We start from the raw sequence: 14,546 nt of genomic DNA on the forward strand, positions 1-14,546 counted from the left end.
TCTATGCGTTCGCAGCATTTCAGGCGCCTTGTGCACCTGCCCCCTCGATATATCCCCTAATACCTGTCCCCATCGTGATTAACAACTTTTGCTGCCTCGCATTACGCGAGCTTCGCAGCTATATGCGTTTTTATTACTAATCAACTAACTGGTTCGCATGAGCCTGTTTGAGGTGTGTACCGCCTTGAAATAAATTATTACAACTTGGAAAAGTTTGATGGTTTTTCTCGGTTTTTGATCATTGATTCATCATGTAGAGCGCATATGTGGAGTGATTAATTATCATGGTGTGATGATGAAAAAATAATTGATGGGCGTCATATATGTGATGGGCATGATCGTTAATTAGGCGTGCTTAATACCTGTTTAGTTTTCCCTTTGATGTCGGCTATTGCCTCGCTAGTATCTGGCTGGCGGGCGTTTTCAGTTGGGTATGCCTCCACAGTTTTCACTGCAGTGTTTTACTCTTTCCAGGTTGTGCAGGTGCCTTAGAAATGGCTAGCGAAAGGAAGCGGACAGCGAGTGTTGCCGAGCGATCAGCTGCTTTGGCCCACACCGGTCAGGGACTCGACAAGGCCAGTCTCATGGCTCTCCATCTCTCCCGATTGCTTGATTTATGGGCTTGCGGGCGTACCCACTCATTGCCGGTGGCGGCGCCTTCCAGGCTTACCTGCCTGTCACATCAATTGCCGTCTGTGAGTCGCGAGTCCGAGCCCATCAACGCGCGACTGCGTGAAGAAACGGGCGTTGGGTGATCGCCACTTAGTCCGAACAGTTCACCAATACCGCAAAAACAAATTTAGCGCTCGACGGTAATCACTGTCGTGGGCATTCGCTCGCGCTGAGCTTTGTGTGTCCATAAATTGAAACGGGTGAGAGATGAAAAATATAACAATTGTCGACAAGGCGACGGGGACGGCGACGGAACATGCCTTGGGAACTACCAGCCTCAAAGGCACCAGCATTGTAAAGTTGCCCTTCGGGCCGGAAAGCGTTCAGTCGTTTCAACAGTCCGGGCAGAATCTGGTAGTCACGCTGAAGTCAGGTGAGACCGTCACGGTTCAGAACTTTTTTGTGGTGGGCGCCGACGGTGCGAAAAACCAACTGGTGCTGGAAGGTGCAGACGGCACTTTGTTGCTCGGCAACTATTCCACGCCTTATTCGGGCTTCACCTTCACTGAGATTTCGACCCTCGACGACCTGGGTGTGGCCGCCATCGCCGCAGACAGTTCTGTTCCGAACTGGGTGCTGTGGGGGCTGGGGCTCCTCGCCGTGGGCGGCGCCGCCGCAGCAATGAGTGGCGGCGGCGGAGGCGGTGGTAACGATTCGCCACCCGCCGCTCCAGGAGCCGCAAGCGGTCTGGCCGTCAACAGTGCGGGCACGCTCCTCACCGGTAAAGGCCAGGGCGGTACGACGGTAACGGTCAAAGATGCCGCGGGTAATGTGCTCGGCACCAGCACTGTTGGCACAGACGGTAATTTCCAGGTCAGCCTGGGCACACCGCAAACCAATGGTGAAACGCTGCAAGTCACCCTCAAGGATGCCTTGGGCCAAGTCTCGCCGCCTGCAACTGTTGTCGCCGGTGACACCACGGCACCTGCCGCCGCTTCAGAGTTGGAGGTCAGCCCTGACGGTTTGACCGTCAGCGGCAAGGGCGAACCCAATTCCACTGTCACCATCAGCGACGCCGAAGGGAATGTGATTGGTACCGGCAAAGTGGGGGCCGACGGCAGCTTCCAGATCGACCTGAACACGCCGCAGACCAATGGTGAAACACTGCAGGTCACCCTTACAGATCCAGCGGGCCAAGTCTCGCCGCCTGCAACCGTTGTCGCCGGCGACACCACGGCACCTGCCGCCGCTTCAGCGTTGGAGGTCAGCGCTGACGGCTCGACCGTTAGCGGTAAAGGCGAACCCAATGCCACGGTGACCATAAAGGATGCCGATGGCAATGTAATCGGCACCGGCACGGTGGGGGATGACGGCAGCTTCCAGGTCACCTTGAACACGCCGCAGACTAACGGCGAAACGCTGAGCGTCATTCTCAAAGACGCTGCCGGCAATGAATCCCCTGCCAGCCCTGTGGTGGCGGGTGATACCACCGCACCTTCCGCACCGACCGACCTGGCGTTGAGCACCGACGGCGCAACGCTCAGCGGTAAAGGCGAACCCAATGCCACGGTGACCATAAAGGATACCGATGGCAATGTAATTGGCACCGGGACAGTGGGGGATGACGGGACCTTCCAGGTTACCTTGAACACGCCTCAGGTTAACGGTGAAACGCTTGCCGTCACCTTGACGGACCTTGCAGGGAATGAGTCTGTCCCGACTAACGTGGTCGCCGTTGATATTGATGACACCGACGCGGACGCGGACGCCGATGCCGATGCTGACGCCGATGCCGATGCCGATGCTGATGCCGATGCTGATGCTGATGCTGATGCTGATGCCGATGCCGATGCCGATGCCGATGCCGATGCCGACGCTGATGCTGATGCCGATGCGGACGCCGATGCCGACGCCGACGCCGATGCCGATGCCGATGCTGACGCCGATGCCGATGCCGATGCCGATGCTGATGCCGATGCCGATGCCGATGCCGATGCCGATGCCGACGCTGACGCTGACGCTGACGCTGATGCCGACGCCGATGCTGACGCTGACGCTGATGCTGACGCTGATGCTGACGCTGATGCCGACGCCGACGCCGACGCCGATGCCGATGCGGATGCGGATGCGGATGCTGACGCCGATGCCGATGCCGATGCTGATGCCGACGCTGATGCGGATGCGGATGCGGATGCGGACGCCGATGCCGACGCTGATGCGGACGCCGACGCGGACGCCGACGCCGACGCCGACGCTGATGCCGACGCTGATGCCGATGCGGATGCGGATGCGGATGCGGATGCGGATGCGGATGCGGATGCCGATGCGGATGCCGACGCCGATGCGGACGCCGACGCCGATGCTGACGCCGACGCCGACGCCGACGCCGACGCCGACGCTGATGCCGATGCCGACGCTGATGCGGACGCCGATGCTGATGCGGATGCTGACGCCGATGCCGATGCCGATGCCGATGCTGACGCTGACGCTGACGCTGACGCTGATGCCGACGCCGATGCGGACGCCGATGCCGATGCCGATGCCGATGCGGATGCGGATGCGGATGCCGATGCCGATGCCGATGCGGATGCCGATGCGGATGCCGACGCGGACGCCGACGCTGATGCCGATGCCGATGCCGATGCCGACGCGGACGCCGACGCCGATGCTGATGCTGATGCTGATGCTGATGCTGATGCTGATGCTGATGCTGATGCTGATGCGGATGCGGATGCGGATGCTGATGCCGATGCCGATGCCGACGCCGACCTAGAAGCCTTCGACGACCTCGCCACAAGCGAAGTGACCATCAAACCCGTTACATCCAACACCAACCTGGCTGATATGCGTGTCTTCACCCTGCTGGGTGTTGGCGGGATCATCCTGGGCGATCACACCAAGGCGCAGGAGTTCACGGTTGCCGAAGGTTCCAGCGGCACGCTGAATCTGCAGTTTGCCCAGGCGGATCTGGTTTCGCTGCTGGGAGGCGGTTTCACCGCGGTCCTGGAGGTGAGCGACGGCGCGGGTGGCTGGTTGCCGGTTCAGCAGGGCAGTAACGGTTCGGGCTTGCTGGATCTGTTGGGCCTGTTCGGTCAAAGCACCACTGCCGAGATCGAAGGGCTGCAGGCCGGGCAATACCGCTTCACCCTCCAGCTGGACCCAAACCTGGTCAGCATCGGTGCGGGGGCGACGGCGGTATTGAGCGTCACCAACAACAGCCTGACTGATTTCACTGGCGAAGCCGGTCCCGAAGTCTCCGGCAACGTCATCACCGACCCGGGTGTGGGAGGCACTCCGGATGTGCCGGGCAACGGCGGGCCCGTCAAGGTGCAGGTCGAGGTCGGCGGTGAATTCGTCGATGCGGACGCCACTACCGGCACGGTGCTGCAAGGCCAATATGGTCAACTGACTATTTTTGCCAATGGTGACTACAAGTACACCCCGAACGGCGATGTCGCCAACATCGGCAAAGTGGATGCGTTCGAATACCACTTGGTCAATGGTGCGGGTGGTTCTGCCGCCGCCACCTTGTATGTGCGCATCGACAGCCCAAGTGTCGACGTGACCTGGAACGCAACAGACCCATCGGCTCCAGGCACGGTCAGCCCGGTAGCGAACGATGACCTGGGCTCGGCGCAGATAGCGATCGTCAACCTGGTGACAGAGAGCGACGCGCCGGCCTTGACCTACAACCTGCCGGCGATCGGCACGGGCTCGGGTACGGGCCAAGTCATAGTCGTCGCGGCCGACTCTACGGCTGTGTTGAAGGTCGATGTCAGCGCTTCCGGCTTGACCCTATTGCCGTCCACCACCGTCAATCTGCAAAAACTGATTGCAGGCCAATGGGAAACGCAACAGACCACCACCCAGTCGTCGCATACGTTCACCGGGCTGGACGCTGGTTCGTATCGGGTCACCGCATCCACAGGCTCGGTGCTGTCATTGTCGACCATCACGGTGGCTCAGACCTTGACCACCACCTTCACCACGCAATTTGTGGCCGGTGAAATGACCAACGCCACCGGCGACTTGTTGGCTGGCAGCCTGGCCGGGCCGGATGTGCTCGGCTCGCCATTGACGGTGTTGAGCGTGCTGGTAGCCGGGGCTTATGTGGTGCCTGGGCAGACGGGGGCGCAAGTCGTCGGTGACCACGGCACGTTGACCGTCTTTGCCGATGGCAAATACGTCTACACGCCGAATGCCGGCCTGACGCTGGATGAGATTGGCCAGGTGGATAAATTCACCTACAAACTCACCACGCCGACGGGTCAGGAAGAGACCGCAGACGTGTACATCCGCATCGACTCGCCAGACCGTGACCTGGTCTGGGACGACGCCAACCCGGGTGCGCCTGCCACAGAGGGTGTCGGCTTTGCCGCAGCCCTGGGGGCGGTGGATCAGACCACGGATGACGCCGCCAGCGTTGATGCTCAGCACCACGATGCGGTGGTGGTTGATGACACCGACTTCACCCACGTCGATGCGGGTGCGGGTGCAAACGGGTTGCTGTGGGAAGGGGGGGATGCTGCCATCAACCTCACCGACCTGATCGGCAAAGTCAGCGATGTACAGAGTATCGACCTGAACGATATCAGCGCCGTTGACCTGACGTTGAGCCTGGAAGACCTGGTGTCCATCACCGGGCCTGAGTCGGATCGCTTGATGATTCAGGGCGACGATCAGGACAGTGTGCACCTGACTGGCGACTGGACTGGCGGTGTGACGCAAGTAGAGAACGGTCTGGAGTACGTGATCTACACCAGTGCGGAAGATCAGGCCCATCAGCTTTGGGTACAAAGCGGCATCAACGTGGTGTAACGCCACTTCCCGATAACCGGGCCGCAATGCCCGGTTTTCCTTACCAACAAGCTTGCAGCGATGGGCCGTGACTGATGCCAGTCACGGTTCGTTGTTGTCCCCCTCCGGTTTGACAACAGTCAGGTGACTTGCAGTGAGGCATAAGAGTTTGGCCAACCAACTGTCTGCCACGGTTCTGGCAGTCGCAATGATCGCGCCAGGGATTGAGCCGGTCATGGCCACGTCGCTTTTCGACGATGAAGAACCCGTCAACATCATCAGCCCCAGCAACCTGGGCACGAATTTACCGGGAGGGCCAGCGGGTGTCAGCGCACCGGTGGCACCCCAGCGCAACATACCGAGCAACCTCGACCTCATGCGCGCCATTCAGTTGGCCGTAGAGTGGCACCCGGCGATTGCCGAGGCGATCGGCCAGCTGTACCAACAAAACGAGAACGTGAACATCGCCCGGTCCGGGTATTACCCGCAAGTCAGCGGTGGCTTCAATTCGGGCTATGACAGCGGCTTGAGTGGCAATGGCCAAAGCCGAGCGTTTTCGTTGTCGGCGTCGCAGATGCTTTATGACTTCGGCAAGGTTTCCAGCTCAGTGGACAGCGCACTGGCGCGGGTCAGCGGCAGCCAGGCGGCGATCCTGTTGTCGATTGACCAAGTGGCCCGCGACACCTCGTTTGCAATGATCGAACTGCAACGCTCGCAACGTTTGGTGACTGTGGCCCGCGAGCAGATCGAGGGAATTTCGGCGATTGCCGAACTGGCCAAAAAACGCAGCGACATGGGCGCCAGCACCCGTTCCGATTTGATCCAGGCCCGTTCGCGGGTCGAGGCGTCAATGGCCACCCAAATGCAGTTCACCGCGCAATTCAACCGCTGGCGCAGCGCCTTGAGCAGTTTGCTGGGGGCCCAGTCGCCGGTGAACGTGGCCAGCGGCTTTCCTGCCAGCCTGGAACAGTCCTGCGTGGGCGTGGTGCCCGATGCCGCCGTCACCCCCACGTTGCTGATCGCCCAGGCCCAGCGGGTCGATGCCTTGGCACTGATTGCACAGGCGCGTGCCGAAGCCTTGCCCACGGTGTCGCTGGACCCGTCCATCACGCACTACCTGGATAACAACGATGAAAGCAACCTGCCCGGCGGCCGCGATCGCACCCGCTATGGCGTGTTTCTCAACGTGAAGATGCCGCTGTACCAGGGCGGCGCAATCACCGCGCGCAAAACCGCCGCGCAGCAGGCGCTGCGCTCGGCCGAGGCGGCCAACGACGCCGCGCGGCTTGCCGTTCGCCAGGGCTTGCTCGAAGCCCGCGACCAGATATCAAGCTTGTCGCAACGTCTGTCGACCCTGGATTTTCGTGAGCGCAGCATCTCCGAAACCCGTGACCTTTATCGCCAGCAATACCTTGAACTGGGCACGCGGCCGTTGCTCGACTTGCTCAATGCCGAGCAGGAAATCCACCAGGCGCGCATGGATCGGGAAAACACGGCGGCAGACCTGCGTCGCCTGAATATCGATTGCCTCTACAACACGGGCGGGCTTCGCACGGCGTTCCATTTGGACAACAGCACCCTGCAGGGTGTGGAGATTCGGCCATGAATGAAGCCGTGAAACTGGATGACGACTTGAGTGCAGCGCCCCCACACCACACACCGCCGCCGACCTTTGATTACGAGGTATGGCTGGAGGCAATTCTTGGGGTGGCCCGCCATTACCGCCTGGAGTGTTCAGCGCAAAGCGTGCGCCTGGCAGCCCAATGGACCGACAGCGCGTCAGTGGAAGACGTGGTGCGGCGTATGGCGCGTCAGGCCGGGTTGAATTGCGTGATCGGCGACTTTAGCGCCGCAACCCTGATGCAACGCCAGTTGCCGCTGGTGGTGCAGTTTGCAGATGGGCAGGTCGGTGTGCTGGAGCTCATCGGTGAGGATGACAGCATCGGCATCGCCTACAGCGGTGATGGCGGTTTGCAAAGCCGTCTGGGCCGCCGCGAATTGCTTGAGCAGGCACGCAAGACGGTGATTCTGCGGCCAATGCGCGCGGTGCGCGACACTCGCGTCGATGATTACATCAAGCCGTACCAAAAGAACTGGTTCAGTGCCATCGTGCTGCGCGACCTGCGGCCGTATGGCTACGTGATGCTGGCGTCCCTGGTCACCAGCGTACTTGGCCTCGCCGGCGTGCTCTTTTCGATGCAGGTGTACGACCGCGTTATTCCCGCCGAATCCATGCCCACCCTGTATGTGCTGTTCGGCGGCGTGATGTTGGCGCTGGTCTTTGATTTCATCATGCGCATCACCCGCGTGCGCATCACTGACATGCTCGGCAAACGCGCCGACCTGCGCGTCTCGGACCTGGTGTTCGGGCACGCCATCCGCCTGCGCAACAGCGCCCGACCCAAGTCCACCGGTTCGTTCATTTCCCAACTCAAGGAATTGGAACAATTGCGTGAACTGATCACCTCAAGCACGGCGACCGCGCTGGCAGACCTGCCGTTTTTCCTGCTGTTTCTGGTGATCTATTGGTTGATCGCCGGTCCGTTGGTCGCTGTGCCCCTGGTGGCCGTGCTGTTTCTGGTGGTGCCGGGCCTGCTGGCGCAGAAAAAACTCGCGGCGCTGGCCACTGAGTCGATGCGCGAAGGCGCGTTGCGCAGCGCGATGCTGGTTGAAACCGTACAAGGCCTCGACGACATCAAGGCCCTGCAAGCCGAGCAGCGTTTTTCGCAGCAATGGAACCATTACAACGCCACGTGTGGCGATGCCAGCCTGCGCCTGCGCCTGCTCACCAATAAGTTGGTGGCATGGAGCAACAACGTCCAGGGCTCGGTGTTTGCCGTGGTCGTCGTATTCGGGGCGCCCATGGTCATGGCCAGCGATATGACCACCGGCAGCCTGGTGGCCGCCTCGATCCTGGCCTCGCGCATGATGGCGCCGATGTCGCAGATCACTCAGGTACTCACGCGCTGGCAGCAGGCCAAGGTGGCATTGCAGAGTTTGAACCGCATCATGGAATTGCCGGTGGACCACGCTGAAGGCAGCAAGCGCGTGCATTTACCGGTGGTGCGCGGTCACTACGTGCTCAAACAGGCGGCCTTCCAGTATTGCGATGAAGCGCCGGTGCCGGCGTTGTTGGTGGCGGATCTGCAGATCCAGCCGGGCGAGCGCATCGCCATTCTCGGCCGTAACGGCGCGGGCAAATCGACCTTGCTGCAGGCCCTGGCCGGGATGCTCGACCTCAAGAGCGGCAACATCAGCCTCGACGGGGTTGCCCTGGGCCATCTCGACCCGGCGGACGTGCGCCGGGATGTGGGGTTGATGACGCAAAACTCGCGTCTGTTCCACGGCACCCTGCGTGACAACCTGATCATGGGGGCGCCGCATGCATCGGATGAGGAAATCCTCCAGGCCCTGGCGGTAACCGGCGCCGCCGACTTCATCGGCAAATTCGCCGACGGCATGGACCACCTGATCCTCGAAGGCGGGCTCGGCCTCTCTGGCGGCCAGCGCCAATCGTTGCTGTTGTCACGCTTGATCATTCGCCAACCGCATATTGTCTTGCTCGACGAGCCCACCGCGTCCCTGGATGAAGCCACCGAGCGCCAATTGATTCAGAACCTGGATCGCTGGGCGGCCCATCGCACGCTGATCATCGCCACCCACCGCATGAGTGTATTGAGCCTGGTCAACCGCATCATTGTGGTCGACAACGGCCAGGTCATCGTCGATGACAGCAAGGACAACGCCATTGCACGGCTATCCAGACCCAAGGGGAAAAACCAGTGAAAACCCATGCGCTGAAAACAATCCCCCTGCTTGCCAGTGAAGACGAACACATCGGCCGCCCCCACGCGGGCGTGGATGACAGTACGGTGCTGCGCGCTACACGGGTGGTGGCGTGGGTGGCCGTCATGCTTGTCGCGTTTGGCGCCTGGGCCTACGTGTTTGAAGTGGACGAGGTGTCCACCGGCAGCGGCAAGGTCATTCCCACCTCCCGCGAGCAGATCATTCAGTCCCTGGAAGGCGGGATCGTCACGGAGCTGAATGTGGGGGAGGGCGATATCGTCAAACAGGGGCAGGTCCTGGCCAGGCTTGATCCGACCAAGACCGAATCCAACTTCGATGAAAGCGCTTCCAAGTACCGTGCGTCCCTGGCCAGCGTGGCGCGGTTGCAGGCGGAAGTGAACGGCAAGCCGTTGGCATTCCCAGCGGAGCTGTCACGTTACCCGGCGCTGATCAGCGCTGAGACCGATCTGTTCAACACCCGACGCAAAGGCCTTGAGGAATCCCTGGCCGGTGTGCGCTCTTCCCTGGGGCTTGTGCGCAGTGAGCTGGAGATTACCGAGAACCTGGCCAAGGTCGGGGCTGCCAGCAATGTCGAGGTGCTGCGCCTCAAGCGCCAGAAGGCCGAGCTGGAATTGAAACTCAGCCAGGCGCGCTCCGATTACCTGGTGCGCGCCGGTGAGGACCTGGCCAAGGTCAACGCGGATGTGCAGACGCTGTCGTCGGTGATGCGCGGGCGTTCGGATTCGGTAACCCGCCTGACCTTGCGCTCGCCGGTGCGCGGTATCGTCAAGGATATCGAGGTCACGACCATCGGCGGCGTCATCCCTCCCAATGGGCGGCTGATGCAGATTGTGCCGCTGGATGAACAGTTGCTGATCGAGGCGCGAGTCTCGCCCAGGGACATTGCCTTCATCCATCCCGACCAGATGGCCAAGGTCAAGATCACGGCCTATGACTATGCCATTTACGGCGGCATGGACGGCAAGGTAGTGACCATTTCGCCGGACACCATTCAGGACGAAGTCAAACCGGAAGTTTTTTACTATCGGGTGTTTATCCGTACCGATGCCGACACCTTGAAAAACAAGGCCGGCAAGACGTTCTCGATTGTGCCCGGTATGATCGCCTCGGTAGACATCAAGACCGGTCAGAAAACCGTGCTCGACTACCTGATCAAACCGATGAATCGGGCACGCGAAGCGTTGCGAGAACGCTAGGGAGGCAGAATGGGTAGAACGTTCGGCATCGGTGTGCTGTTGGGCCTGACGATGGCCTGTACGTCCTGGGTGCAGGCGTTCGATGAGGCGACGACCCCGCTGCGCTGGAATGCGCCCGCCGACCGCGCCACCTGCACTGAGCCGGGTTCGGCGCTGTGGGTCGAGATTGCCCGAGGCGATGCGTGCATTCGTTACTTCGCTGGCGGCGCCCTGGAGCGTGCGCCCGTGGTGATTGTGATGTTCCACGGTGATCGCACGAGCGAGATGCATCGTGCGCCGCAGGCGATTGCCGGCAACACCCTGGCCGCCAAAGTCAGCCAGGCCACGATGCTGACCAAGCGCGCGGGTGTGCCCCTGGTGATCGTAGCGCGCCCCGGCACCTACGGTTCCAGCGGCAACCACGGGCAACGGCGTCAGGCGCAGGAGTTCATTGCGCTCAATGGGGCGCTGGATCAGTTGCGCGAGCGCTATGGCATTGGGCAGTTTGTGTTGCTCGGGCACAGTGGCGGCGCTACGGTCGCTGCTGCACTGTTGACGCTGGGCCGTACCGACGTGAAATGCGCGGTGATGACCTCCGGTGCTTTCTCGCTGGTGCAGCGGGCGCAGATGATCCGCCAGAGCAAGGGCCTGCCTTCAAGGCCTGGGCGTGACACCAATGGGTTGCTGCACCCTTATGACCCGGCCCGGCACATCGATGGTATCGCCGTCGCACCCGCACGGCAGTTGTATGTGATTGGCAGCCCGGACGATCAAGTCGCACCGTTCGCCCTGCAGGAAGCTTTCTTCCAAGCCCTGAAGCGGGCCGGGCACCAGGCGCATTTGATCAAGGCCCAAGGCGTGCCCACGGCCTTTCACCAGTTGCGCCATGACATCGGGCTGAAGACGGCGTCGCAGTGCGCGGGCTAGACCGGCACCGCCTGTTCGCGTGAGGTCAACCAATCACACAGCTGCGACAGCCCCGTCCCGCCCGAGCTCTTGACCATGACCCAATCGCCAGGCTGAAACCACGGTTGCGAGGCGCTCGCCAGTGCCTGGTTCAGCGCCTTGGCATTCTCGAACCATTGCACTGGCAGCTCGTCACGCAACGACAGGTACAGCGCGTGCATCAACGGGCCGCACAGCACCACATGCCGTGGTGCCACCGCCCGCAAAGGCTCGGCCATCTCCAGGTGATAACGTTGGGCGTCGGCCCCGAGTTCGAGCATATCCCCCAGCACCAGCACACGGTGCTGCGGTGGGGCAGGCAGATCGGTCATTGAGCGCAGCGCGGCACTCATCGAGCCTGGGTTGGCGTTGTAGGCATCGTTGATCAGTTGGAAATGGCCGCCTGTGCAGGTAATTGACAGGGTATTGCCGCGGCCTTCGACGGGCATGAAAGTGCCCAGGGTTTCCAGCGCCTGCTCGACCGCAAGCCCGCGTGCAGACAGGGCCGCCAGTACTCCCAGCGCGTTGATTACCATATGCCTGCCGCGCGCCTTCAGACTGAAGTTCAACGGTTGCCCGGCAAGGAGTGCGTTGACGTTCACTTTATGGTCCTCACTGTTCCAATCCAGCAAACGCAGGTCCGCTTCGGGGTGTTCGCCGAAGCTGATCACTTGTAAGCGGGCCCCCTCGGCGGCTTCGGCGAACAGCTCGTAGTAAGGCATGTCGCGACAGAGTACCGCGTGACCACCCGGGGCCATGGAAGCGAAGATCGCGCTTTTTTTGCGCGCCAGGTTTTCCAGGGTTCCGTGATACTCCAAGTGCGCCGGTGCGATGCCGGTGACGACGGCGATCTGCGGGCGAACCAGCGCCGAGTTGATCGGCATACGCCCAACGGCCATTTCCAGCACCCAGAATTCTGCCGGTTCAGTCATGCTCGCCAGGTTCCAGGCAATGCCGTGGGGCAGGTTGGCGTTGGCTTCGGTCTGGCCCACGTTGCCCCAGGGTTTCAACGCCTGGGCAAGCATCGCCACCACAGTGGTCTTGCCGAAACTGCCGGTCACGCCAAACACTGTTCCACTGAAGTGCTGCCGGGCGTGGCGGCCCATCTGCAACATGGCCTCGCTGGTGTCGGCAACCTGCAATACCGGCAGCCCACTGCCCAGGTAGGGGGTGGGGTCTACACACAGGAAGGCTGACGGTCGACGTTCGGGTTTGGCCTGGGCCCAGCGTTGCGCCGATTGCGCTTCATTGGGGCCGACCCGGCTGGGATGGCGACTGAGGATCCGCTGCGGCTTGAAGAACTGCATGGAGGGCGTCAGCCCCGTTGCGCGCCAGCCGGGCGGCGGTGGGGTTGCCCACGTGCCCTGGGTGACTTGCGCCAGGGTATCTGCGTTCCAGGCTTGATCCACGCCGGTTTCGGCCTGGACCCAACTGACCTGAGGGGCACCATCAAGCAGATAACGGTGGTAAGCGATCAGCCCGGAAAGATAGTGTTCTACATCGTCGATCCGTACCCGGAACGCGTGATGACGAATAAAGAAGGCCCCGGCGATGCGCGCCGGGTTGGCAAAATACATCGCCAGTTCCGGCCAGAAATAGCCATTGAGCAGATAGCGGGCGCGATGATGCAGCGCGCGGTAGAACGCGTGCAGATCAATCTCTTCAAGCAGGTGGCGCAGTGATGGTTGCCGGGCGATGCGTGTCAGCATCTGCTGCGCTGCCATCATCAACTCCAGCAACGTCGGAAAGGTGGTGATGCGTTGCTGGACGAACCCCAGATAGCCGGCGACGTTGTTCAGGCCAAAGCGAAAATATTTTTCGTCAGGTCGGTAGCGGGTCAGTTCGTTCACGCAGTAGCTGAGCCAATGGTCATGCTCGCGCCAGTGCTCTTTCTCGATGAAATAATCGAAGGCTTTTTCCACCACGGCCAGCCAGCGCTCGTTGTGGGTCAGCCCATAGAGGCGGATCAACCCGAAAGCGGCCTCGCCATCGTAGTAGATAATCCTGAAGGGCTCTTTGACACTCAGGTCATGGGCATGCAAAACGTGCACAAACGCCCCGCTGACAGGATCCTGCATCCAGGCCATGCCGTTGGCGAGGGCTTCAAGAAGCGGTAGGTAACGGCGAGTGCCGGTGACTTCGCTGTACTTGACCAGTGCCAGCAGGCACACCGCATTGCCGCCCAGCTTGATCTCGTTATCGGTGTCGATGAGAAACGCCGCCACGCTGCCATTGGGCAGCAACGAGGGTCTGATCAGTACCTCGGCGAGGTGATTCAGCGAGCGCTCGATCGCTGCCTTGAGCTGTTCATCGCCGGTCAGTGCCCAGGCCTCGATCATCGAGTATGTGGTGCTTGCGTGGCGCAGCGTGTTGTAGTTTTTGATGGTTCGGTCAAAGCAGGGGAAGTAGCCGTAGATAAATTGCCCGCTGTCTTGCACCTGTGTGCTCAGGTAGCTGGATGCGCTGCTTATACACGCCCGAACATCATCAGGTGCGAGCACTCCCAGGGCACGCCAGCCGGTTTGCGGCCCGCTGCTGTTAAGGGGGTGGGCGATGCCATCTTCGGCGCAGAACACACCGATGGTGTTGAAGGTGAACACGCGGGTTTCGGGGGCAAGCGCTGCCACGATGGCTGCGGCCTGTGAGCCGCTGAACCGCCGCTTGGCATAGGTGACGAAGTTATTGGTGTTGAAGGTCGCGTGGGCAATGTCGCTGCCGCCGTACAGGATGGCATTGGCATTCAATTCCTGTTCGGTGATTGCCAGCTGCATATCGGCATCGAATGCAAGGCCGTGCCTGAAGTAGTTGCGCTTGTGGCGCTTGAGGTGCTCACTGAACTGTTCCCAGGTTATTGGCGCCACGTTGAACGCACGTTCGACGCGGATCCATGAACGATCGGTTTTATCAGACCCTTGGCGTGGAGCGTGGGAGCAGAGACGTTCGAGTTCAAGCTCACCCAATCGCCAGGCAGTTTCGAAGTTGTCAGCGGTAATATGAAAAACCACCGCACGGTAGGTACTATCACTTATTGAAAAAAATAAAGTGCAGGTGTGCGGGGCGTCTGCTGAGACAGCCAGCTCGTTAGCGTGTTTGCTCAAAAGAGTGTGGCAAGCGAGCAGTTGCTGTTTCACAGGCAAAACTCTCCATGCATCATAACTTGGCGACGGCTATTATTAATTGACGCTGGGTACGTCAAGAAATGCAAACTTT

At 60.8% G+C, this 14,546-nt stretch carries 6 protein-coding genes; 5 read left to right on the forward strand and 1 reads right to left on the reverse strand.

What is annotated here, in order from left to right:
- Window positions 1-879: 879 nt before the first annotated feature.
- The 5 genes from QMK52_RS11875 to QMK52_RS11895 all read left to right on the forward strand — a co-directional run bounded on the left by QMK52_RS11875 (window position 880) and on the right by QMK52_RS11895 (window position 11,318).
- The gene (locus QMK52_RS11875) at window positions 880-5,430 is read left to right on the forward strand and encodes a BapA/Bap/LapF family large adhesin (protein ID WP_199803503.1); all 4,551 of its coding nucleotides are present in this window, start codon (window positions 880-882) and stop codon (window positions 5,428-5,430) included.
- Between the two features lie 187 nt (window positions 5,431-5,617).
- Window positions 5,618-7,015 carry a TolC family outer membrane protein gene (locus tag QMK52_RS11880; protein ID WP_050549390.1) on the forward strand — a complete coding sequence of 466 codons (1,398 nt, stop codon included), beginning with the start codon at window positions 5,618-5,620 and terminating at the stop codon, window positions 7,013-7,015.
- A complete protein-coding gene (locus QMK52_RS11885) occupies window positions 7,012-9,195 on the forward strand; it encodes a type I secretion system permease/ATPase (protein ID WP_320404123.1) in 2,184 nt (727 codons plus the stop codon). The genes QMK52_RS11880 and QMK52_RS11885 overlap by 4 nt, the downstream gene beginning before the upstream one ends.
- Before the next feature lie 50 nt (window positions 9,196-9,245).
- Window positions 9,246-10,412, forward strand: a complete 1,167-nt coding sequence (locus QMK52_RS11890; protein ID WP_032803970.1) for an HlyD family efflux transporter periplasmic adaptor subunit — start codon at window positions 9,246-9,248, stop codon at window positions 10,410-10,412.
- A 9-nt stretch (window positions 10,413-10,421) separates the two neighbouring features.
- Entirely contained in the window at window positions 10,422-11,318 is an 897-nt protein-coding gene (locus tag QMK52_RS11895) for an alpha/beta hydrolase family protein (RefSeq protein WP_320404124.1), read from the forward strand.
- Here the strand turns inward: QMK52_RS11895 and QMK52_RS11900 are convergent.
- Complete coding sequence (locus QMK52_RS11900; protein ID WP_320404125.1) at window positions 11,315-14,197, reverse strand: Mur ligase family protein; 2,883 nt, start codon at window positions 14,195-14,197, stop codon at window positions 11,315-11,317. The genes QMK52_RS11895 and QMK52_RS11900 overlap by 4 nt on opposite strands.
- Window positions 14,198-14,546: the final 349 nt, after the last annotated feature.

This window comes from Pseudomonas sp. P9_2, from assembly GCF_034008255.1.
In the GTDB taxonomy this organism is placed as follows: Bacteria; Pseudomonadota; Gammaproteobacteria; order Pseudomonadales; family Pseudomonadaceae; genus Aquipseudomonas; species Aquipseudomonas synxantha_A.